Source organism: Leptospira stimsonii, from assembly GCF_003545885.1.
GTDB classification, from domain to species: Bacteria; Spirochaetota; Leptospiria; order Leptospirales; family Leptospiraceae; genus Leptospira; species Leptospira stimsonii.
Window position 1 is genome coordinate 410,982 of sequence record NZ_QHCT01000002.1, and the last position, 22,428, is coordinate 433,409.

Sequence of the window (22,428 nt, forward strand, 5' to 3'; positions counted from 1 at the left end):
TCTTTGATTTGATAGGCTCGGTTCATAAGAATGCCGATTCAAAGAGACGTCTCCTTTTTTTTTTGGATTCTTATCGGCTACTAGTTCCTTTTTTTAAAAGAATCGCGTATTTCAATCTTGAATGTCCCCTTTCCTTCCCGAGCCGATTGTGAAGGAGAAGGAGAAACACTCATAAGAAACTCAGATCCTAGTTTGTTTTATAAAGTCATTCAATCGTCGCTCGAAGAAGAAGTACCCGAACCGATTCTTTTTTGATAGATCCGGATTCTTTCCTCGTCCATCCCGACAAGTGTATGAGAAATTTTTAATTCTTTTCCCATGGCTTCCCCTCCGGTTCTTAATTCCACGACTCGATACCAAATTTCTCCCGGAGGAATATAAAACGCGTGGTTGATACAAAGACATTTGAACTTGAAGCCGAGGGAACTTTCCGGAGGTTCCATCGAATGTGGGGCCGCAAAAAAGTAAAAATCACGATCACTCTTGTTCCGCACGACCAAGACGAATTTTTTTTTGGAACCGGGTTTGAGATACAGATCGTATCCGGGGATCGGGACGGAAACAGGCGCATCCGAAAGTTCTTTGACCGTTCCAGTCGACCAGAGATCGACCGGTCTTTGGGAAGCTCCTTCGAAAAGTTCCATCTCGAACGGGAATCTTTTTTTCTCCCAAAGAATCGAAACCTGCATTTGTCGATTGGGATCACTTTCCAACGGTTCCAATTTTTGTGAATCGGAACCGGAAGATTCTTTTTTGCAATCAAAGATCAGAAAAAAGAAAACGACAAATGCGCTTACGATTCGAAACAACTTCACTCCAGGGCCATCTCCAAAGTTTTGAAGTCGAGTTTGCGACTTGGACTCGTGTTTTGAACGTAAATATTTCCGTTTAATTTTTTGATCGTGATAAAATCCTGAAAGATGATTTCCTTTTTATCCGGGTCGGTTTCCCCCATGTTACAATCTCTTCCACAACCATTGCAATCCATGTCCCCGTATTTTTCCTCGAAGGAAGATGAGTATTTTCGCATATACCCGAATACCCTAAGTTTCAACGAGTCCGCGGAAGATTCTTTGACTTCGTAATTTCCGATCGCGTAAAACTTGCTCGTCTTATTCACATAACCCATATCATCGCTTTTTTGATCCTGGGTATCTCCTTCCATAAAAAAGGATCCGTCCGAACGCATTCTCAAGGACCAATTGGATTCGATTCTTACACCGTTCGTTTCCTCCGTTGTTGAGGCGCCGGCTACCGGCTCCGCTTGCGCGATCGTTTCCGTACTTTGAACTTCTTCCGGAAGTGCGGAAACCTCAGAACCTCTTAGCCCGTGATTGAGTATCGTATCCAAATCGGGAGGAGTGAATTGAAGATGATTCTGCCGTGCGATACTCTGCGACCTCGAAATCGGATTGATAAGAATCCAATTCTTATCCATTCCAAAACGAATCTCGCTGAGCACTAATCCTTTGTACATTTTTCCCGCGTAGATATCATCGACCGTAAGACGAAGGGAAGCGCCTTCGAAGGTTTTTTCCAGAGCGATCTCTTGAGGACCGAGAATATCCTGCACTTTGATTTTCTGAACGTAACCGTTGTCCCCCGTAAGAGTCGCGGCCTTGAGTCGTCCGTTCGAATAGCAGTGTTGATCCGATCTTTGATAACCGTTCCAAATCTTGATCGAATTGATTTTTTGCGGTTCTTTGAATTTGAAATCGAGAATGACTCCCTTTCCCTTTTTATCCGAAGCCCAGGCGTATTCGTAACGGGAATCGAAAAGATTCATCACGTCATAAGACAAAACCGGATTGGCGGTTTCGGATGCTTTTGCGGAACCTTCCACGATCTTAGGAAGTTTGAGGGAGAATGGTTTGTCTCTTTCGTCATAAAATCGAATTTCTCCGATACAAAGATCTTTGTTCTTTCTAAAGTTGATCGTGACCGATCGGGAATAGACTGGTTTCTCAAAGGAGACGATCGCCTTGGTTCCGCTTAACGTCGCAGAGGCGCTCAGCTCATCGAAGTTAATGTAAGCGGTGACCGCGTCGCTGAATTCACCTTTGCAGGAATCCACTTCCACTTTTTTCAATTGAAAACCTTCGTCAGGGTAGAAATGCATTTTTACGAATTCCGCTCCGTCCTCGGGTTTCCAGGAACTACCGCCTAACGCGGCAAAAGCGAGCTTATCGCTCAGGGAAGTGGAAGTCGCCATGGAAACGCTCAATTCTTTTTTACAATTCCAAAGACAGAATGCGAAAAGAAGGATCGAAATAAAAAAAGTCGGGATACGATTCATCGATGAATTCTCCAGGAAAGAATTTGCACGAGTTTAAGTGTCTTCCCCGCTCTGTCAAATGCAAAGGAATCCGAAGATGATTTCGACTCCCTTTGGTCGGGAAGAAATTCTTGACGCACTACTCGCATTCTTTTGTATGGCTAGATTGATATTGAGAATCATTCTTAATATCAATGAATATAGGGACTTATGAAATTCAAAACAACGCTCTTCCTTTTTAGTCTTTTCTGGATCTTGGGCTGTGGAGAAAAATCTTCAGGCGAAAACACTCTCGCCTCCTTGGGTCTGGCCCTCGGTCCGGTCAGTGCAACTCCTTCCGCTTCCTTCGAGATCCTTTCCCCCAAAGACGGAGAAATCGTTCCGGTCTATCAATTGGAACCGACGATTTCGGTCAACGAGCCCGGATCCTTGGAGGTTCTGCGTAACGACGAACCGGTCGCTTTCGTAAACGCGGCTTCACTCGATTCTTCTTCCGAGAAGAATTTGGTGAAAATCCCGGCTTTCAAACCGAAGAATGGTGAAAATTCGATTCTCTTCCGTTGGAAGCGTTCGAACGGGGAGATCCTACAAAAGGAAATTCGTGTTTACTTCGGTACAAAACTCACCGCGGGTGCGGCTCACTCCGGATTCTTAAAAGACGGAGACGTCTACACGGTGGGCAGAAACAATTACGGTCAATTAGGAACGGGAGTTTCGACCGGAGACGGAATCAACGACCTTATCACAAAGTTGAATTCGATTGGAACCGTTTCGAGTCTCCACTTTACACAAAACAATTCGATGGCGATTCGAAAGGACGGTAAGGTCTTTACCTGGGGAACGAATGCAAACGGACAATTGGGAATCGGAAACAACAATACGGACCCGCCCACCCCTTCCAACGCGGGAACCAGACTTCCTCCTACGGAAGTGCCCGGCATCCAAGACGCGGTCTCGGGCGCTTTCGGTTTTGATCACGCGCTCGTCTTAAAATCGGACGGAACACTCCTTGCCTTCGGATTAAACAACGTCGGTCAGTTAGGAAACGGAGCAACGGGAATGTCCGCGACAACGATTTCCACCTCTCCTGTTGCCGTCGTCGGTTTGAACGACGTGATCCAAGTCATAGCCGGTTCTCAACATTCCGCGGCTCTGACGTCTCAAGGCGAGGTTTTTGTCTGGGGAAGAAACCAGTATGGAAATCTCGGAAACGGTTGGATCGACACTTCGACCACAATCCATTCCACTCCGCAAAAAGTTCCGGGACTGAGCGGAATCAAACAAATCGCGAACGGAAGGGATCATCTTCTTGCGCTTCGTTCGGACGGAAGGGTTTTCGCTTGGGGGCTCAACGCGAGCGGACAACTCGGAATCGGCGGAAGCGGCTCTCCCGGACCTACCGCGACTCCAACCGAAGTTTTGAATATTCAAAATGTTGCATCCGTATGGGCGGGCGGAACTCAAAGTTTCGCGGTGTTAAACGACGGAACCGTGAAAGGCTGGGGAGCCAACGGAACGACCGCCAATCTCGGTATCGGCGAAACGACCACGGCCAAACTCTATTCACCGGGAAATGCGGTCATCGGCATCAAAGGGTTGGTCCATTTCGGGTGCGGCGCGACTCACAACTTTGCTCTCTTGGGAGACGGTTCCGTCTACGGCTGGGGTTGGAATTTCAAAGGATCCCTGGGAAGGCCCGATCTTCAGACGAACTGGGGAGCTTCGACACCCGTTTCCATCAGTTTTCCTTAATATTTTAATTTTCGAATGTATATGAAACTTAGAATCGATCCGGACCGAATCTTCTCTCTGACCTTTTTTTTGGGGAGAATCCGGTTTTGCTTTTTTATTTTGCTCTTTTTTTTCTGCACAGGATGTGAGTCCCAAAAGAATGACGTTTGCTCGTCCGATTCTTCTTGTTTCGAGCTCGGAGCCGTTTTATTAGTGCTTTCCAATCTACCCTCTTCCCATCCTTGGGATTACGAAGAGGGAGAAGAATACCAGGGCGGACTCAAAATGACGAACTTCTTTTCCGGAAGTTCCTCCTTTCGACAATTTGCTCCGAATTCTTCTTTGAACGTGATTTCGGAATTTACTGTCGGACAAGCGGTTTTCGAAGTTCCCTGGACTCCCGGATTTTCGTCCACGCTTCCGGATCGGGACGGACTCGGACCATTCTTTCATTCCAATTCTTGCGTTAGCTGTCACTTCGCAAACGGAAGAGCTCTTGAGGAAGAAGATGAACCGTTGACATTCAGTCTCGTCCGTTTGAGTACCGGTTCCGATTCTCATTCTCCCGATCCGCAGTATGGAGGTCAATTCCAACCGAATTCGGTTCCCGGCGTTTCCAAGGAAGGAAGTGTTACCCTAACTTACCAGGAATTCGAGGGAAAATTCAAAGACGGAACCGTCTATCGTCTTCGTTCTCCTATATTCCATTTTTCGAATTTAGGATACGGTCCCCTTGCGAACGACGTCAAAACGTCTCTTCGAGTTCCGCAACAAGTCATCGGGCTCGGACTTCTGGAGGCGATTCCCGAGGCGACGATTCTTTCTTTTTCCGATCCGTCCGATCAAAACGGAGACGGAATATCCGGAAGACCGAATTGGATTGCGAACCTCAACGACACGGGTTTCGCATTGGGAAGATTCGGTTGGAAGGCGAATAACCCGAGTTTGATCCGTCAGAATTCCGCCGCATTTTTAGGAGATTTTGGAATCACGTCCCCTCTTTTTCCCGTTGAAAACTGCACTCCAAATCAAACTCAATGCCAAACCTCTGTGAACGGAGGAAATCCGGAAGTTCCTCAGTCAAAAATCGACGCGATCACAAACTACATGAAGTTGGTATCCGTCCCAGCGAGAAGGAAAGCGAACAACGCGAGCGTTCTCTCCGGAAAGGAAATCTTTTTCAAGGCCGATTGCAAGAATTGTCATATTCCAAAAATATTAACTTCTACAAATGCCGGTTTTCCTGAACTATCAAACCAAACGATCCGACCTTATACAGATCTATTGTTACACGACATGGGTGAAGAGCTCGCGGATCAAAGGCCGGACGAAGAAGCGACAGGAAGAGAATGGAGAACGCCTCCTCTCTGGGGAATCGGTCTTTTTGAAGTAGTGAACGGCCACACTCGTTATCTTCACGACGGTAGGGCTCGAGACTTGAGCGAGGCGATCCTTTGGCATGGTGGAGAAGCCGAAAAAAGTAAAAATTACTTTTTAGGATTGGACATCCGCGAACGGACACATCTACTCAACTTTTTGAAATCCCTATAAACGATCCGGAAGCCTTAAAATCCCTTTCGCGCCGAAGCAGGGTTACGGGGTCGTATATTGGTAGAGGGTTTCAAAAAGAATCTCGGAACCCAATTTCAAATTTTCGACGCTGATATTTTCGTCCTTTCCGTGAAGAGTTTCCGTATCCTTCGAAGTCAGGATTGCGGGGTTGAGTCCGTAACAACGAATCCCGATTCTTCTAAATCTCGCGTTATCCGTCTTTCCGGAGGACATAAATGGTGCGGCGACGCTCCCCGGAACCTTGGAAACGCTTACGCTCGCAAGAATCTGAAAGAGTTCGTCTTCCAGCGGAGAATCGTCCGGACCGATCTCGTCTATGATCTCCGCTTCGATCGAATATTTTTTTGCGATCCCTCGAATCTTTTCGAAATATTCTTTCGTATCAAAACCGGGAAGAACCCGAATATCCAATTTTCCTAATGTTTCTCCGGAAAGAACGTTATATCCTTCCCCTTCTAAGGTTTGGATTCCGGTGATCGCTTTTGTGTTGCTCGTCATCGCGGAGAGATGTTTGCTCTTTTTCAGAGTTCCCGTAAGAAAAGGACGGATCAAAGGATTGGAAGCGTTCTTTAAAAAGAAGGAGACGGGAAAAGAGGCGACCGTTCCGAGTTGGTAAAAATATGCCCTCGTTTCTTCTGTGATTCTCACTCCGACGTCGTAACGCAAAACTTCCTCATAAAATCGGATCAGGTTCAGGGTCGCGTAATCGGAAGTCGGAGCGCTTCCGTGACCGCCCTGCCCTTTCGCTTTGAGTTTTATCCAGAGGTTCCCTTTTTCCGCATATTGAATGTTAAAGATCGTAGAGCCCGGGATCCCCACGTCCTTCGTGGCGACGCCTCCTTCGTTTAACATCGTATCATAATCTTCGAATATTCTTCTATGTTCTTTCGCCATATAACGGGCGCCCCAGAGGCTTCCGCTTTCTTCGTCCGCGAGAGAAAGAAACATTACCTTCCGATTCAACTCGACATTGGAACGTTTCAATTCCAAGAACGCGACGAGTTGCATCACAGCGAGACCCTTCATATCCAAAGCGCCCCTACCGTAAATTTTTCCGTCTACGATTTGTCCGGAAAAGGGAGGAACGGTCCATTCCGAATCGTCCGCTTCCACGACGTCGCTATGATTTCCTAATATGACTCCTTTGAGGGAACTTGGCTTTTTCGGTTCCAAAACCGCGACCAGGTTTGCGTGTTCCGGATGTTCTTTCGAAGCGTAGATCTTGGAAGGAATCCCTTCTTTCTGTAAAAGCGCTTGCAGATAACGAACGACTTCGATTTCGTTTTTTCTTTCCGTTCGAATACGGATCAAATCCTGAAGGATTCGAACCGCTTCCTTCGTTCTTTCCTCCCAGTTTACCGAAACCGAATTCTGTTTGAGGGGAATCGTTCGAATCGGAGAAGAATAAAAACAACCGATCGAAACAAAACATAAGATCCACAACGGAAAACGAAGGAGAATCATAACTCACCGTCCAGCTTTTATAGAAGAGACAACCTTATCTTCGTTCGAATTTTTATCGATCTAAATTCTTCAGCGTGTCAAAAGACCTGCGTCTAAAACGAGTTGCGCTCCCGTTACATAACGGCTCTTCTTAGAACTCAAATACAGGACCGCTTCCGCGACGTCCTCAACTTCGATCCAAGGGACCGGGAGCAAATTTCCAGCGGAACGTTCCGCGATTTCCTGCGGTGTGGCTCCTTCTAAAAAGGCAAGGCCATCGTTCATCGGCGTATTGACTCCGGTCGGATGGATGGAATTCACCCGAATTCCGTGGGGCGCGAGTTCGATCGCCCAAGATTTGGTAAGACCCGCAAGTCCCCACTTCGAAGCGGCATAGTGAGACAAACGATTCATTCCTCTCAGGCCCGCGATCGAAGAATTATTGATGATCACCCCGGACTTTTGAGCTATCAGAATCGGAATGACTCGTCTCGCCACAAGCCACGCTCCCTTGAGGTTGATATCGATCATAGAATCCCAAGCTTCCTCCGTAAGTTCATGCGCGAGTCCGTAGGCGCAAATCCCTGCGTTGTTAAATAGTATGTCGATTCTTCCAAAAGCGTCTAACGTTCCCTGAACTGCCTTTTGTATATCCGCGTCATTTCTTACATCGCCTTGAAAAACGAGAGCTTTTGATCCAAGTCCTTCGACTTCCTTTTTCAGACTTTCCAATTCGTCGGTATTGCCTAACGTATATGCGGGATAGGAAAGTTGTTTTGCGACGTCGAACCCGACGACGAACGCCCCTTCTTTTGAGGAACTCCTCCGGAAGTTTTAAGAATTTCTACCATAGATTATCCGTCAAAGAATCGGAAGATTCAAACTTAGCAAGAAAATATTCTTATATAAAAGAATTTATTCTAATATAACAAATTCCTATCCGGATCCTTTCCCTGCTTCGCCTTCGATCGAGAGTTTGATCTGAGTTTCCCGTTGACAGAAAGATAATTCTGGGTAGAACGTTTGGATTCTAAATTCCGTCAGGAATTCATTTCTAAATTCTCCAACGAGGTTTTATGGCATTTCGAAGAACGATCGGAGCGAGCGCTTCCGAAGACAGGCTGGAAAAATTGATCCAGGACCGATTGCAACCCGGAGCGGACAAGGCGAAAGTCGATCAGAGAATCTGGGACCTATTCGGCGAAGAATGGTGCGTGATGTTCACGGATCTTTCCGGTTTTTCCAGAGGAGTCGAACGATTCGGGATCATTCATTTTTTACAAACCATTCACGAATCCGAAAGAATTCTTATCCCGATCATCGAAGATCACGACGGAATTCTTTTGAAGTCCGAAGGCGACAGCTTTCTCGTGATCTTTCGAAACGTCGGAAAGGGAATCGAATCTGCGATCAAGATGCAACAGATTCTCGTACACTACAACCAAGACAAGATTCCGGAAGAAAAAATTCTTCTCTGCGTCGGACTCGGCTTCGGAAAGGTTTTAAAAATCGGAGATTCGGACGTATTCGGATCCGAAGTAAACACCGCGAGTAAACTCGGAGAGGATACCGCGGATGCCGGAGAGATTCTCGTCACTCAATCGGTTTTCGAACAGGTCCGTGAAAAACACCTTCGATTTGAGGAATTACCGGAGGCACCGGCCGGAACCCCGAAAGCGTATCGACTCGTTTACTAAATCTATATTCTAATTTTAGAATGTAGATTTTTGTCTCTTCCCGACATAGGGTGAAAGACCCTATGTCAATCTTCGTTAGAAACCACAGGGAAGCGGATTCTTCCTTGACTCCTTTCTCGAATGAGAATTTGATCAGAGAGTTCCAGGATCGTTTTTCTTTTGTCTCGTTACAAGTGAGTTTAAAATCGATCTTTCGGAAAACCTTGATTCATTCGGAATTCAGTAAGGACTTGAGAATGAGAATTTTCCTCTCTCTTTTTTGTATCTTCTTTATGATGACTCTTTTCGCAAATTGTAAAACGAAGTCGGATTCGCAGGTCGCCTCGCTTGTTGAATATGCAACCGTACTTGGCGAAACCAAATGTGAATGTGAAAAAGTCGAAAGAGCCAAAGGCGCTGAATCGGAAGAAGTTTCCATTTGTTTGCGTAAACTGGAAGACGCGCAAAAACGATACGGTGTAAACATTCGTTTGTTTCCCGACCTCGCCAATAAGGGAGAAAAATTAATCCAAGGGTCTTATAACAAACGGTGCCCTCTCTAATCGGGAGAAACGTCCAAAACACTGAATATTTTTAATATTCCCCTCACACTCAAATCTCAAACTATGAGACGGCATAGGGAAACCCCCTATGCCACTTTTCTTTTCTCTCCAACTCGGATACAAACGTCGTTCTTACGCGGATTCTACGACCGAATTCGTTTTCAAGAACCGTTCTCAGAAAGAATGTAGATTTTCCGGTCGCGAGTTTCTTTTTTAGGAAGAATCACAAGCGGATCCCGTCTCGACAAACACGCGTTTTATGCCGTTTTAAAACTCCATTTCTAAATTCTCATAAAACGATTCAGCGTTTTTTCGTTGCAGTCTTACGAGGATCGAGGAGATTTCATCACCCTATGGTCCACTACGAATCCAATCCTGCGATAAAGTCCTCAAAAACATCCTCTTCCGGAAAACCGCCGATCCTTTTCGTTCACGGAGCCTGGCACGGAGGCTGGTGTTGGACGGAGAATTTTGTGCCTTATTTTCAAAAAGCGGGACACGACGTTTATACCCTGGATCTCAGAGGTCATGGCAAAAGCCCGAGTATCGGTTCATTTCGTTGGACCTCGATCGGAAACTATGTTCAAGACGTCCGAAAAGTTTTGGATCAACTCCCGCCCTCCACGGTGTTAGTCGGTCATTCTATGGGCGGGTTGGTCGTGCAAAAAACATTAGAAACAGCTCATGTTCCGAAAGCCGTTTTACTTGCGAGCGTTCCTCCTTACGGCGTTTTTAGAATCACGTTGGAGCTTTTGTTCAAACATCCGATTCGTTTTTTGCGCGTGCTCGCGACTCTTTCCCTATTTCCGCTCGTCGAAGATCCGAAACTGAGTCAGGAACTTTTCTTTTCGAAATCGTTAAGCGACACAAAAGCGTTCCACTACGCTTCTCGTCTTCAAGACGAATCCTTTTTTGCCTTTTTAGGAATGTTGATTCTTTCTCTTCCTAAAACCAAAAAGATCAAAACTCCTCTCTTGGTGATTGGCGGAGGGAAAGACAGATTTTTTCCGCCTTGGGAAGTGGCTCTCACCGCGAAAGCATACGAAGTGAAACCGGAAATTTTTGAGAATATGGGTCACAATCTCATGCTCGACGAAGGATGGGAGAATGTTGCAAAAAGAATCGAGTCCTATCTTTCACCGGAGACGGTTTCCAAAACGAAAACCGTCTCTAAAAAAACGAAAAACAAACCTAAAAAGAAGGCAAAACCGAAGAAAAGAAAATAATAAAAATTCCGATGCCTTTGTTTTTGTTTTTCTCTTTGTTTTTGCAAAGAGCATTGCCTGAGGCTCTGAATCCGTTACGCCTCTTTTGCCGCGTTTTTTTCGAGGGACAAGTGAATCGCCTTCGCAAAATCGGCAAACGCGTTTCGAAAGGTTTCCTTCGTTTCCGTATCCACGAGTTCTTCCTGCTCGTTCATTTTTTTACGCGCGAGTGTAACACAAAAAGAGGCAGGATCTACAACCGTTACATTCATCACACGAAGGGTTTGAAGCAGAGAGGCGTGCGCTTTATCACCACCCATATAAGAAGGAGACGCGCTTAAAGCCATCACCGGTTTATCCACGTATTCTCCCGAGCCGACCACCCAATCCAAGGAATTTTTTAACACACCCGGAATTCCATGCGCGTATTCCGGAGTGCAGATCAAAACACCGTCCGCGTTATGGAGCGCTTCCCGGTAACGCACCACCACTTCCGGTGAACGTTCTCCGTCGATATCCGGAGAAAAATGAGGAAGTTCACCTAATTCTTCGTAGGTGATGATTTCCATTTCGGGAGGAGCCACTTTTGCGATGGCACGAAGTAATGCGGAGTTTGTTGATTGAAACCGGAGGCTTCCGGAAATCGCGAGAATTTTCATAGTGTAGTTGTTAGATTGACTCAACAGAATAACGGGCTAAAAAATATTTTCAAAAGTTACGATTCTTTCCTGTCAGATTTACACTCCCATTCATTCCGTCTCTTAAGTGATTGACTCGGTTTCGGGTTGTTCGATCCAAATCGCGTGTTCCGTGTCTAGATATTCCTTTGCGCTTTGTATCTTTCCGTTTTCGATCGTAAAAAGAAAATGGTAGTGATTGTTGTAGAGTTTTCCGTTCGAATGCCTTCCTTTCGATTCCGCTGTCAGAGAAACACGATTTTCTTCGGCAGTAAAGTCGTGGAGTATAAAATGGAAATCGGAAAACGTCCTGTGTAGTAGTTTGAAGCCGAGTTGGACGGTTCGTTTATCATTCTTACCCGAAATCTTAGTTCTACCTATAATCCACCAGATCAGATCGTCGCTTAACAATTCTACTGCTTGAGAAAATTGTTTGTCGTTCATTCTTTGAAAGTAGTTTCTTACGATCTGCTTATTCTCTTCAAGATTCATTCATTTCCTCTTCGTTTTCCGAATTTCATTTTACAATTTAGAGAAAGAGAATCCGAAAGATTGTTCCCTGATTTAAAACACTTTCCACTTCGATTCTTCCTCCCATCGCTTCCACCTGATTTTTTGTGATAAAAAGTCCGATTCCTTTTGAGTCACGATTATTATGAAACGTTTTGTACATTCCAAAAAGTTTATCTCCGTTTTTATTCAGATCGATTCCAAGTCCGTTGTCTTGTATACTCAAAACAAGACGATTCATTTGCCGCTCTGCGTTGAGTGTGATTTCGGGATTTCTCTCCGGATGTCTGTATTTGATCGCGTTGGTCAAAAAATTTAGAAGAATACTTTCCATGTAGGACGTATTGCACTTTACTCTTACCGATTCCGAAACCAGGTTTTGAATCCGGACATTGTATTTCTGTATCTCTCCGCTGATCGTTTGGGATACCTTCTCTATATAATCGCGAAGAGAAATTTCTGTATTTTGAATATTCTTATTCGTCTGAATCGAAACGACTTCGTTCAGATTCAGAACCGTATCCATCAAACTGTCCGAGGCTTTTTCGATATAACGGATCATCTCCTCCTTTTCGGATTCCGTCGTTGCCTCATCCAATATTTTAAGAAGCATCGTGATATTTCCCGCGTGAGAACGGAGATTGTGCGAAACAATATGAGCAAAATTTAATAGTCTTTCGTTTTGATCGTTTACGATTTTCAAAGTTCCCTGGAGCGCCAGTTCCCTTTCTTTTTGTTCCTGTATATTTTGAAAGGTTCCGGAAACACGGATACACTTTCCGTTCAGGTATTCCGGTTTCCCGATCGAACGGGTCCAAACAACGTTCCCCTTATCCGTAACGATTTCTCCTTCGAAATCGAATGGTTTTCCCGTTTCGATCGATTCGGCAACTATGTCCGCGAATCGTTTTCTCTCGGATTCATTCTTAAAAAAACGGGCCACATCCTCACTGGTAGGAATATGGTCCTCCGGCAATTCGAAAATCTTCTTAGTCACTTTACTCCAGACTCTTGTATTGGTTTCCAGATCCAATTCCCAGGAACCGATTTGCGCCGCCTCGTTTGTTCGGGTTAGAATTTCCTCCAGCCGACTTCTTTCAAACTCTTTGTATTTCAGCGCACTGATGTCCTCGGTGTACATTAGAATGCCGCCCACTTCGTTCTGTGCCCGATACCAGGGGCGAACTTCCCAGATGATCCACTGAGAACTTCCGTCTCTGCGAACGAATAATTCTTCATCTCTTCGTTGAACCTTTCCGTTCAAACATTCCGCATGGATCTGTTTCCATTCTTCTCCGATCTCCGGAAAAATCTCATAATGAGAATGTCCGATTATTTCGGTTCCGATTAATCCGTAGTCAGCCAACCATTGTTGAGAGGCCGCCATATAACACATGTTCGTATCGAACATCGCGATCGCCGAAGGCGCTTTTTCGATAAAGACCTTTGTTAATTCGTAACTTTCCTTCAACGCGGTTTCCGCGTTTTTATGTTCGGTGATATCCCAGTTTGTTCCAACCATTCGAAACGGTTTACCCGAAGCCATTCTCTGAACGATTGCGATCGCCTTGATATGTCGAACGGATCCGTCCGGCCAAATGACGCGGAACTCCATATCAAAATCTTTGATTCCTTCCAGGGCATTTTTGTGTTCGATTCTACAGCGTTCCAAATCTTCGGGATGAAGGCCTGACTCCCAAGCCGCATAAGCGCCGGAAAAGGTATCTGCTTTCACACCATACAATGCATACATTGCCTCGTCCCAAGAAAGACGGTCATCGATCAGATCCAAATCCCAGATTCCGACTTTCGCGGCTTTCGTTGCAAGCGCGAGGCGATCCAAAGTAAGTTTCAATTCGGATTCGATTCGTTTCGATTCGGTGATATTGAAATACGTTCCTAACATGAGAACCGGCTTTCCGTCAGAGTCGACTTCCACAAGTTTGCACGTGCATCGAAACCAGACGATCGATCCGTTTCGATGTCGAAAACGAATATCGGTCTCATAGAGTTGATTGGTATTTGCTCTGAGATAATTTTGGAATTCGTCTCGAATGAGATCTATATCCTCAGGTAATATAAGCGACTGCCAGGCACGAATCGAATCTTCCAATTCAAAATCTTCATAACCGAGCATGGATTTCCAAGCCGGTGAAAGATAACTCGTGTCTTTCAGAAAATTCTTTTCCCAATACCCAGCGTTCGCCTGTTCTAAAATGGTCTGAAGGATATGGATCATCGTTGCTTTCAAACTGAAGATTTCATTCCGTTTTCCTTTGCCTAATCAATAAAAAGGACCGGTTGAAACGCCGTAGATTCTCGATTCGATGGAAGGAACGGTCAAGCGCAAAAGTCCAAAGAATTCGTTTTCCATTGCTTTCGCACACGTTTTTAGAGAAAACAAAATTCGACTCGAAGTTGCAAAGTATCAAAAGATTCCGGATCTTTTTTCCGATTCTCGTGAGGACTTGGTCGATCCATTTGAACCTTTCTTAACTTAATAAGAATGGACGCAGAAGGACCTCCTCCTTTTCCAAACAAGATCTTTCGTTCTTTGATCGTTCTCTTTTGCGAAGAATGTTCGTGCAAAGCGTTCGAGATCCACGAAACCAAAACAAGAATCGAATCCTCCTCGCGTTTCCAAATTGTGTAAAATCGGATTCCATTTTCCATACAATGGAAGCACGTTCTACGCAAGGAGATACGTTTGAACATAGAAAAGAGTTCGTTTTGTGTTTCTAAAAGAAAATTCTTTTCACTTTCCTTTTGAACGAAGAAGAAGGCTTTCGAATCCTCTGGTGAATGTAAATCGAAAACGCAAGTTTCGTCATTCCGCAAGGAATCTTCTTACGATCAGAGCTTGCGTCCAAAGAAAGAATTTCCACAAGAAACGATTCAATTCTTAGATAACGAAAGAAGCCTTCGTTATAAATTCATCAATAAACAAAGAAAGAAACAAATTCCTTTATAATAGATCTTTATTCTTCTTATAAACGTTTTCCTTTCTCAAAACGGAAACAGATGAATTATAAAACGGAAAGATCCGCATCCAAAAGAAAAGAGAGTATGCGATTTATATAATATACTATTCATCAAACTCAATTCCTCAAAAAAATACATAAACAAAACAAAACATTTAAAAAATGATTTTCATTTTGAGAGCGGATAATAAGCATGAAAACGCATTCAAGGCGATTATTGACTAAAAATTTAAAGACTTAAAGAATCCATAATATATTATACAAATGTGCAATATTCTATGCATTCGATTTAAAGAATGAAGTCGATATGGTTTGTCTGTAAATAAGAAACTCAATGTTCAAAAAAAAGTCCGAACTGGATTTTTAAAATTAGGAGACATCGGCATGGCTGATACGACCGTACAACATTCCCTCGGCGATAACGCCGCACGCAAATTAGCGAACACAACCAAAACCGCACCCCAGTACGGAGCGATTACGCCACGCTGGCTCGTACGATTCTTAGACTGGAAGCCGCTTGAATCCGGAACACTCAGAGTCAACCGAGTCAAGGACAACACGAGCGTGGACGTTCTGTGCGGACAGAAGGACGAACAACCTCTACCGGAAACCTTCGTGAACTATGAAGAACAACCGAGGGAATACACTCTCAGTGCAATTTCCACAGTTCTCGACGTCCACACGAGAGTATCCGATCTGTTCAGCACCCCACACGATCAAATCAAAGAGCAACTTCGCTTAACAATCGAAAGCGTAAAAGAACGTCAGGAAAACGAACTCATCAACAACGACGAATACGGTCTTCTGAAACACGCATCCAAGAATCAAAGAATTTCCACTCGCAAAGGACCACCTACCCCGGACGACTTGGACGAACTCATTACGAAAGTATGGAAAGAGCCTTCCTTCTTCTTGGCACATCCTTTAGCGATCGCGGCGTTCGGGAGAGAATGTACACGCAGAGGTGTTCCTCCCGCTACCGTTTCCCTTTTCGGAGCTCAATTTCTAACTTGGAGAGGACTTCCGATTATTCCTTGCGATAAACTTTTGGTGAACGGAGAAAGCAAACCGAAATCGACCGAAGGAAAGACAAACATTCTTCTTCTGAGAGTGGGCGAGAAAAAACAGGGTGTGATCGGACTATTTCAACCCGGCCTTCCGGGAGAACAAACGCCCGGACTCTCGGTTCGTTTTATGGGGATCAACCGTTCCGCGATCGGATCCTATTTGATTTCTCTTTATTGCTCCGCGGCCATTCTTACCGATGACGCTATCGGAGTTTTGGAGAATGTCGACGTAGGCAACTATCATGAGTATAAGTGATCCTTTCTCCGTAAATCTATCTGACTTTTCCAACCTTGGAGGGAAAGAGTTGCAAGGCCCGATCGATCCGAGCGTCTTAGCATCGTTAGCTGGTGAACTCTTCGGTCCGCTTCCGACGAACGGAGGTGGAGTGGAGGAATTGATTCTTACGAATCAAGTCTCTTCTTCGAAACCGCAGGCGCAGACTTCGACTCCACTCGATGCGGGAAAAATTCTACAAAACGGTTATGGTTTAGATTTTAAGGAATCGGATTACAAAAGGATCCCGGAAGAATTTCTTCCGGGAACGAGCCTCCCTTCTTTTCCAGGAGGATTGACTCCGACAAATGCGGGTATCCCAGCGCCTACCTTTTCAACCTCGTTTTCCTTTTTAGAGGACATCCGTTCTTTTGTTCCGCAAGCTCAAGGGATTCAGATGAACGATCCGTTTAGTTTTCAACCAAACGGAATTCCTAACATAGAGATTTCTTCCGGGAAGTTCGATATCGCTTCCTTAAAAATAGACTTTCCGATTCTCAAGGAAAAAGTAAACGGAAGAGATCTCGTTTGGCTCGACAACGCGGCAACGACTCACAAACCTCAGAGCGTAATCGATCGGATCTCAGCCTTCTACGAACACGAAAATTCGAATATCCACAGAGGTGCGCACACGTTAGCCGCAAAAGCGACTGACGCGTACGAAGCCGCAAGAGAAAAGACCTCCAAATTTTTGAATGCGTCCTCCACAAAAGAGATCGTCTTCGTAAGAGGGGCGACGGAAGCGATCAATCTCGTGGCTCAAACCTGGGGTGTCAAAAATATCGGAAAAGACGATGAGATCATCATCACTTGGTTGGAACACCACGCAAACATCGTCCCCTGGCAAATGCTCTGCGCACAAAAGGGAGCGAGACTCAAAGTGGTTCCGGTGGACGAGTTAGGACAAGTAATCCTGACCGAGTATGAAAGGCTCTTGAGTCCGAGAACAAAACTCGTGTCACTCACTCAAGTTTCGAACGCGTTAGGCACCGTTACTCCCGCCGCTCAAATGGTGGAACAGGCGCATCGATATGGAGCGAAAGTTCTTTTGGACGGAGCTCAGGCCGTCTCACACATGCCGATCGACGTACAAGCTCTCGATTGCGACTTCTACGTATTTTCAGGACACAAAGTTTTTGCGCCCACTGGAATCGGAGTTTTATTCGGTAAGTCGGAAGTTCTAGACTCCATGCCTCCTTGGCAAGGAGGAGGAAATATGATCGAAGACGTGACCTTCGAAAAGACGGTCTATCAACCTGCCCCATTCCGATTCGAAGCGGGAACCGGAAACATCGCCGACGCAGTCGGACTCGGGGCCGCGATCGATTATTTGAATCAGATCGGAATGCAGAACGTTGCGGACTACGAACATTCCCTTTTGGAATACGGTACGACCCAATTGCAAAGAGTTCCCGGCCTACGTCTGATCGGAACCGCCAAAGAAAAGGCCGGAGTTCTCTCCTTCGTCCTGGACGGATTCAAGACGGAAGACGTAGGACGTTTTTTGAATCAGGAAGGAATCGCTGTAAGATCCGGACATCACTGTGCACAACCGATTCTTCGTCGTTTCGGTTTGGAAAGTACGGTAAGACCTTCTTTGGCTCTCTATAATACCTGCGAAGATATCGACGCGCTCATAAATGCGCTCTTTGATTTGCGGGGAGGAAGAACGGCGGGGCCACTTTAAATTTACCTAATATAGAATCCGTTCCGATCGAATAATCGGAACGGATTTCGTTTTAGACGATATCAAATCGTAAAATCGATTACGTCGTCCAATTCTTTTGAGGTACGCACGCGAACGTCGTTTTTCTGATTCACGATAGAATATGGTGGAACGCCGTGAGTAAGCCAAGCGTTTCCGCCGATAATACTATTCCTTCCGATCACAGTATCTCCTCCCAATATGGTAGCACCCGCGTAGATAATCACATTCTGTTCGATCGTAGGATGCCTTTTGAGAAGAGCCATATCTTTACTTACGGATAACGCGCCTAAGGTGACACCCTGATAAATTTTAACGTTGTCATGGATAACCGAGGTTCCGCCGATCACAATTCCAGTCCCGTGATCCATAAAAAAGGATCTCCCTATCTGCGCACCCGGATGAATATCGATTCCCGTCTTCTCGTGCGCATATTCGCTTAACATTCTAGGAAAGATCGGAACTCCGATCCGATGAAGAACGTTAGCAACACGGTGAACCGCAATCGCATAAAAACCGGAATACGCGAGGATGACCTCCTTGACACTCTCTGCCGCAGGATCCCCTTCAAAAGCGGCGATCGCATCATGCCAAATCATCTCATAAAGGGAAGGTAGTTCGTCCTTGAACTTTTCCAAAACTCCGTCGATCGTAAGATGTTCAGAAAAAGACGATTCCTGACTGGAAAGATAGGGATAAAGTTTACTTTTGGTTTGAAGAAAAAAAACGGAAAGATTGTCTTCCACGTGAGCGATATCTCGAAATACAAGATCCGAAAAATACCCCGCAAAAATGATATTAAAAAGTTCGCTGATAAAATTCCGCGCAACTTTCCGACCGCCATAACGATGCGGATCCTCGTTTTGCTTTTGATAGATCGATTCTACGAATCTTTTATACCGAGTCTCTTCCGGAGATATTCCAAAATGAGAAGGACTGAACTGATTTTCGGCCATTGGAATTGATTTCCTTTTGTTAGAACACTTGTCAAACAACGAATGATTCGTAGATTCCCTTGTGAAATCCCATTTTTCACCAATGAAAAAGATCTTTTACATTCTCTGAAAATATTTTACAAATTTTGAATGTTTTTTGTTCTCCTCTATCTTTCTCCTTTTACTCGAAAATAAGAAACAGGTTCGATATAAATCGATCCTCTACTTTTTTTTCGCCGGCTTTGTTTTCCGTTTTGTATCTAAAAAAAGAAGTTTCACGTCTTTCGGTTTGAGTTCCCTTCCATCATGGGACCTGACTTCGATCTTGCGGATCGGTTTTTGATTGATTTCGTCCACGAGAATCTGGTTGGTCCCTTGAGAATCGAAAAGATATCTTTCACCCCATTGTCTGAGAGAAACAAGAATGGGAAAAAGATCCTTTCCTTTTTGTGTAAGGACATATTCCTGATAGGCGCTTCCGTCCGACGCGGGAGCAATTTCTAATATACCGTGAGAAACCATTTTTTGAAGACGGGACGTAAGAATGTTCTTTGCAAGTCCTAAACTCTTTTCGAATTCACCGAATCTTCGTTTCCCTAAGAACGCATCCCTTAAGATCAGGAGCGACCACCACTCTCCGATCTCGGAGAGGGAACGTGCGATCGGGCAATCGTCTTCCTCTAGATTTTTGCGCTTCACGTAAATGTTCCCTCCCTTCTCCGAGTTTAAGATAGAACTAAGAGATTCAACTTACTTGGCAAGATAAATCGGCGCGCCTGCCGGTAGACTACTGGACCCGCCGTCCACGACGATCTCCGCTCCTTGAATATAAGAAGATTCTTCCGAGGAAAGAAACAAAACCGCCTTCGCAATCTCTTCCGCATCTCCGATTCTATGAAGGGGAATGGAGGCGCTGATCTTATCCAGCCTTTCGTTAGCCGCTTCCGTTTTACCCCAGATCGCGGTCCTTGTAGCTCCGGGAACGACTATATTAATACGAATTCCCTTCGAGCTCAACTCAGCGGCAAGAACTCTCGTCATCGAACGAACGCCGGCTTTACTCGCCGCGTATGCCGATGTTCCGGGCGCACCGATCGTACTGATGATGGAACCGTTCAAAATAATCGAAGAACCTCTTTTTAAAAGTGGAAGCGCGGATTGTATCGTCATAAACACGCCGGTTACATTCACACGAAGAATCTCATCAAACGTATCTTCTGCCGTTGAACCGATCGGTGTCGGTTTCATAATTCCCGCGTTAGCAAAGACGACGTCTAAGGTTCCGAATTCTTCTCGAATTGCATTGAATAGAACGTCTCGTTCATCCTTGTTAAGAACGTCGGCTCGAAACGCTCGCGCCTTTTGTCCCAATATCTTCACGGAAGAATCGAGTGTCGACTGGTCTCTTCCGGTTATGATCACTCTCGCCCCTTCTTCTACGAATAACTTTGCAGTCGCAAAGCCGATCCCGCCGTTTCCACCGGTGATTAAAACTACTTTATCCTTAAATCTCATATCATCCTCGCAAATTCTAGTTTAAATAAGCAACTACTTCGTTGAACTCATTCTAGTTTAATTTTGCAACCACTTTTCTATTCTTTTTCGCCTTCCTTAATAAAAAAGCGAGGGAAGGCGACTTTTATGGAAAATAAAAGCCACCTTCCCTCGCAAAAAGGACCGAATTCAATGAAAAAGATAGGATCCTAAGTCGTCGTGATTTCCCCTAATTTGAGTCCCACTTTTTCTGCGAGTTTGGTTCCGTATTCGGGATCACAACGATAAAAATGTTTTACGTTTGCCACGAGCAATCCTTTCGGAAGTCCTTTCATCGTGGAAGCGATCGTAGAAGTCAAACGATCCCTTTCTTCAGGATTCAACATCCTGTAAAGATCTCCGGCTTGCGTATAATCGTCATTAGTCGAATGCGCATCGAAACGATCCGCGTCCCCAGAAATTCTCAGAGGCGGTTCGGCAAAGGAAGAATCTTGAGAAGGTCCTTCGAATCCGTTTGGCTCGTAGTTGTCGTAATTTCCGTCGGATTGAAACTTTACGCTCCCGTCTCTGTGATAGACGTGGACCGGATTTTTAGGTCGATTGACCGGAAGCTGTTGATATTGAACTCCCAAACGATATCTCTGAGCATCGGGATATGCGAAGAGTCTTCCTTGCAACATTTTGTCTGGGGACGCTCCTATACCCGGCGGCATGTTCGCAGGCGAGAACGCCGCTTGTTCTACTTCTTCGAAATAATTTTTAGGATTCGCGTTCAATTCCAAAACCCCGACTTCTATGAGAGGATAATCCTTATGAGACCATACCTTCGTAAGATCGAAAGGATTGACTTTATAATTCTCCGCCTCGTTTTCCGGCATGATCTGAACGCAAAACCTCCACTTTGGAAACTCTTTTCTTTCGATGGCTTCAAAGAGATCGCGCGTTGCATAATCAGGATCCGTTCCGGCTAACGTAGCGGCTTTTTCCGCACTAAGATTTTTAATCCCCTGCATGGACTTAAAATGAAACTTAACCCAAAAACGTTCTCCTCTCGAGTTCCAAAGGCCGAAGGTATGACTTCCGTAACCGTTCATAAAACGATAACCGTCCGGGATTCCACGATCTCCAAAAAGAATCGTCATCTGGTGCAAAGCCTCCGGTGACTTCGCCCAATAATCCCACATACGAAACGGATTCTTGTAACCGGTCACAGGATCTCTTTTTTGAGAATGGATGAAGTCAGGAAACTTGAGAGGATCCCTTTCAAAAAAAACGGGAGTATTGTTTCCCACAAGATCCCAGATTCCTTCCTCCGTATAAAACTTGATCGCAAATCCTCTCGGATCTCTTTCCGTATCGGCCGATCCCTTTTCACCGGCTACCGTGGAGAACCTCAGAAACAGCGGGGTTTGTTTTCCAATTTTCGAAAAGACGGAGGCTCTCGAATACTTGGAAAGATCTTGAGTAATCGTAAGTGTTCCGTAAGCTCCGGCGCCTTTTGCGTGGACGACTCGTTCCGGAATTCTTTCCCGATTGAAATGTGCCAATTTCTCAACCAAATGTGTGTCTTGAATCAGGACGGGGCCTCTCGGTCCAGCCGTGAGAGAGTGTTGGTTTTGAGAAACCGGATGACCTCCGGACGTTGTGAGAATTTTCTTACTCATTGTCTGCCTCCTTTAAGTGCTGTTTGAGTGAAATAACGAAACCAAGAATTGATAAACGAAATGAACCGGTAATACGGGTTCCGCTTTTTTTCCGAAAGAAGTTCGCTGACTCGTTTGCGGCCGAACATCTCTGAAAATTGAAATGCGTTTTGTCCTTTGGAATTTTTGTAATTCTTATTTGCCCCGGCATTCAAAAGAAACTCTACGATGTTTTCAAAACCCTTGAATGAGGCTCCCATAAGAATCGAATTTCCAGAATCATCCGTAGAGTTTACGTCTGCTCCTTGAGAAACGAGAAAATGTACGATCTTTTTGTGGCCGTTATAAGCGGCTAACAAGAGTAAGGTGTGTCCTTTTGGATTTTTTCTTTCGAGATCTCCGAATTCAGGAAGGCGAGAAGAAAGTTCTTCGAGATCCCCACTTCGTGCGAAATCGAAACAAGAATTTTCCAGGTTCATCGTCTTCTTATAATCTCCCCAGGCATTCGAATAAGTTGGAGAAGAATCGAGTTCTGCCTTCGAACTCCGTTTGGAATCAATCAAATTCATGGCTCCCCCTAAAAGTTGTCAAAAATCCGCCCGAATAATCGACCAACAATTTTATATTTACTTTAAATTTAGACTTATTCTAAATTCTAAAATTTTTAGCACAAGTCT

18 protein-coding genes and 1 pseudogene are annotated in these 22,428 nt (G+C 45.0%); 7 read left to right on the top strand and 12 right to left on the bottom strand.

Features of this window, described 5'->3' with window-relative positions:
• Positions 1–209: 209 nt before the first annotated feature.
• Positions 210–809, bottom strand: a complete 600-nt coding sequence (gene lsa20, locus DLM75_RS10065; RefSeq protein WP_429945456.1) for an LIC11469 family lipoprotein adhesin Lsa20 — start codon at positions 807–809, stop codon at positions 210–212.
• Positions 810–811: 2 nt separating this feature from the next.
• Positions 812–2,296 carry an NADase-type glycan-binding domain-containing protein gene (locus DLM75_RS10070; RefSeq protein ID WP_118968368.1) on the bottom strand — a complete coding sequence of 495 codons (1,485 nt, stop codon included), beginning with the start codon at positions 2,294–2,296 and terminating at the stop codon, positions 812–814.
• 189 nt (positions 2,297–2,485) lie between these two features.
• Between DLM75_RS10070 and DLM75_RS10075 the strand changes: the two genes are divergently transcribed.
• Both DLM75_RS10075 and DLM75_RS10080 read left to right on the top strand, forming a co-directional pair.
• Entirely contained in the window at positions 2,486–4,027 is a 1,542-nt protein-coding gene (locus tag DLM75_RS10075; RefSeq protein WP_118968369.1) for an RCC1 domain-containing protein, read from the top strand.
• Between the two features lie 21 nt (positions 4,028–4,048).
• Positions 4,049–5,557, top strand: a complete 1,509-nt coding sequence (locus tag DLM75_RS10080; RefSeq protein ID WP_118968370.1) for a di-heme oxidoreductase family protein — start codon at positions 4,049–4,051, stop codon at positions 5,555–5,557.
• Between the two features lie 42 nt (positions 5,558–5,599).
• On the opposite strand, the gene DLM75_RS10085 is transcribed toward DLM75_RS10080, so the two are convergent.
• Positions 5,600–7,042, bottom strand: coding sequence for a M20/M25/M40 family metallo-hydrolase (locus DLM75_RS10085; protein WP_118968371.1), 1,443 nt, complete (start codon positions 7,040–7,042; stop codon positions 5,600–5,602).
• Positions 7,043–7,111: 69 nt separating this feature from the next.
• Positions 7,112–7,801, bottom strand: a pseudogene (locus DLM75_RS10090) (SDR family oxidoreductase); the annotation flags it as partial.
• A gap of 296 nt (positions 7,802–8,097) precedes the next feature.
• Between DLM75_RS10090 and DLM75_RS10095 the strand changes: the two are divergent.
• The 3 genes from DLM75_RS10095 (at position 8,098) to DLM75_RS10105 (ending at position 10,486) form a co-directional block, all read left to right on the top strand.
• Complete coding sequence (locus tag DLM75_RS10095) at positions 8,098–8,718, top strand: adenylate/guanylate cyclase domain-containing protein (RefSeq protein WP_118968373.1); 621 nt, start codon at positions 8,098–8,100, stop codon at positions 8,716–8,718.
• A gap of 62 nt (positions 8,719–8,780) precedes the next feature.
• Complete coding sequence (locus DLM75_RS10100) at positions 8,781–9,260, top strand: hypothetical protein (RefSeq protein ID WP_118968374.1); 480 nt, start codon at positions 8,781–8,783, stop codon at positions 9,258–9,260.
• Positions 9,261–9,613: 353 nt separating this feature from the next.
• Complete coding sequence (locus DLM75_RS10105) at positions 9,614–10,486, top strand: alpha/beta hydrolase (RefSeq protein ID WP_118968375.1); 873 nt, start codon at positions 9,614–9,616, stop codon at positions 10,484–10,486.
• Positions 10,487–10,560: 74 nt separating this feature from the next.
• On the opposite strand, the gene DLM75_RS10110 is transcribed toward DLM75_RS10105, so the two are convergent.
• The 3 genes from DLM75_RS10110 to DLM75_RS10120 form a co-directional block, all read right to left on the bottom strand.
• The gene (locus tag DLM75_RS10110; RefSeq protein WP_118968376.1) at positions 10,561–11,124 is read right to left on the bottom strand and encodes an NADPH-dependent FMN reductase; all 564 of its coding nucleotides are present in this window, start codon (positions 11,122–11,124) and stop codon (positions 10,561–10,563) included.
• Between the two features lie 102 nt (positions 11,125–11,226).
• On the bottom strand, positions 11,227–11,634 hold the full coding sequence (locus tag DLM75_RS10115; protein WP_118968377.1) for a nuclear transport factor 2 family protein: 408 nt from the start codon (positions 11,632–11,634) through the stop codon (positions 11,227–11,229).
• Positions 11,635–11,671: 37 nt separating this feature from the next.
• Positions 11,672–13,891 (bottom strand): PAS domain-containing sensor histidine kinase, encoded by a 2,220-nt coding sequence (locus DLM75_RS10120; protein WP_118968592.1) that lies wholly within the window; start codon positions 13,889–13,891, stop codon positions 11,672–11,674.
• Positions 13,892–14,945: 1,054 nt separating this feature from the next.
• Between DLM75_RS10120 and DLM75_RS10130 the strand changes: the two genes are divergently transcribed.
• Both DLM75_RS10130 and DLM75_RS10135 read left to right on the top strand, forming a co-directional pair.
• On the top strand, positions 14,946–15,956 hold the full coding sequence (locus DLM75_RS10130) for a family 2A encapsulin nanocompartment shell protein (protein ID WP_241547877.1): 1,011 nt from the start codon (positions 14,946–14,948) through the stop codon (positions 15,954–15,956).
• Positions 15,943–17,661: a family 2A encapsulin nanocompartment cargo protein cysteine desulfurase gene (locus DLM75_RS10135; protein WP_118968379.1), complete on the top strand. Its 1,719-nt coding sequence runs from the start codon at positions 15,943–15,945 to the stop codon at positions 17,659–17,661. The genes DLM75_RS10130 and DLM75_RS10135 overlap by 14 nt, the downstream gene beginning before the upstream one ends.
• A 62-nt stretch (positions 17,662–17,723) precedes the next feature.
• Here the strand turns inward: DLM75_RS10135 and epsC are convergent, their stop codons facing one another.
• The 5 genes from epsC to DLM75_RS10160 form a co-directional block, all read right to left on the bottom strand.
• Positions 17,724–18,635, bottom strand: coding sequence for a serine O-acetyltransferase EpsC (epsC, locus tag DLM75_RS10140; protein ID WP_118968380.1), 912 nt, complete (start codon positions 18,633–18,635; stop codon positions 17,724–17,726).
• A gap of 201 nt (positions 18,636–18,836) precedes the next feature.
• The gene (locus tag DLM75_RS10145; protein WP_118968381.1) at positions 18,837–19,313 is read right to left on the bottom strand and encodes a winged helix-turn-helix transcriptional regulator; all 477 of its coding nucleotides are present in this window, start codon (positions 19,311–19,313) and stop codon (positions 18,837–18,839) included.
• A 51-nt stretch (positions 19,314–19,364) separates the two neighbouring features.
• The gene (locus tag DLM75_RS10150; RefSeq protein WP_118968382.1) at positions 19,365–20,129 is read right to left on the bottom strand and encodes an SDR family oxidoreductase; all 765 of its coding nucleotides are present in this window, start codon (positions 20,127–20,129) and stop codon (positions 19,365–19,367) included.
• Positions 20,130–20,317: 188 nt separating this feature from the next.
• A complete protein-coding gene (locus DLM75_RS10155; protein WP_118968383.1) occupies positions 20,318–21,772 on the bottom strand; it encodes a catalase in 1,455 nt (484 codons plus the stop codon).
• Positions 21,769–22,320 (bottom strand): ankyrin repeat domain-containing protein, encoded by a 552-nt coding sequence (locus DLM75_RS10160; protein ID WP_118968384.1) that lies wholly within the window; start codon positions 22,318–22,320, stop codon positions 21,769–21,771. The genes DLM75_RS10155 and DLM75_RS10160 overlap by 4 nt, the downstream gene beginning before the upstream one ends.
• Positions 22,321–22,428: the final 108 nt, after the last annotated feature.

Excerpts from the sequence above, each read along its gene's own strand:
- DLM75_RS10100 (WP_118968374.1), top strand. The coding sequence starts at position 8,781 with ATGTCAATCTTCGTTAGAAACCACAGGGAAGCGGATTCTTCCTTGACT.
- DLM75_RS10110 (WP_118968376.1), bottom strand. The coding sequence starts at position 11,124 with ATGAAAATTCTCGCGATTTCCGGAAGCCTCCGGTTTCAATCAACAAAC.
- DLM75_RS10080 (WP_118968370.1), top strand. The coding sequence starts at position 4,049 with ATGAAACTTAGAATCGATCCGGACCGAATCTTCTCTCTGACCTTTTTT.
- DLM75_RS10085 (WP_118968371.1), bottom strand. The coding sequence starts at position 7,042 with ATGATTCTCCTTCGTTTTCCGTTGTGGATCTTATGTTTTGTTTCGATC.
- DLM75_RS10115 (WP_118968377.1), bottom strand. The coding sequence starts at position 11,634 with ATGAATCTTGAAGAGAATAAGCAGATCGTAAGAAACTACTTTCAAAGA.
- DLM75_RS10075 (WP_118968369.1), top strand. The coding sequence starts at position 2,486 with ATGAAATTCAAAACAACGCTCTTCCTTTTTAGTCTTTTCTGGATCTTG.
- DLM75_RS10095 (WP_118968373.1), top strand. The coding sequence starts at position 8,098 with ATGGCATTTCGAAGAACGATCGGAGCGAGCGCTTCCGAAGACAGGCTG.
- DLM75_RS10105 (WP_118968375.1), top strand. The coding sequence starts at position 9,614 with ATGGTCCACTACGAATCCAATCCTGCGATAAAGTCCTCAAAAACATCC.
- DLM75_RS10160 (WP_118968384.1), bottom strand. The coding sequence starts at position 22,320 with ATGAATTTGATTGATTCCAAACGGAGTTCGAAGGCAGAACTCGATTCT.
- DLM75_RS10155 (WP_118968383.1), bottom strand. The coding sequence starts at position 21,772 with ATGAGTAAGAAAATTCTCACAACGTCCGGAGGTCATCCGGTTTCTCAA.
- DLM75_RS10070 (WP_118968368.1), bottom strand. The coding sequence starts at position 2,296 with ATGAATCGTATCCCGACTTTTTTTATTTCGATCCTTCTTTTCGCATTC.
- DLM75_RS10120 (WP_118968592.1), bottom strand. The coding sequence starts at position 13,891 with ATGATCCATATCCTTCAGACCATTTTAGAACAGGCGAACGCTGGGTAT.
- DLM75_RS10150 (WP_118968382.1), bottom strand. The coding sequence starts at position 20,129 with ATGAGATTTAAGGATAAAGTAGTTTTAATCACCGGTGGAAACGGCGGG.
- epsC (WP_118968380.1), bottom strand. The coding sequence starts at position 18,635 with ATGGCCGAAAATCAGTTCAGTCCTTCTCATTTTGGAATATCTCCGGAA.
- DLM75_RS10135 (WP_118968379.1), top strand. The coding sequence starts at position 15,943 with ATGAGTATAAGTGATCCTTTCTCCGTAAATCTATCTGACTTTTCCAAC.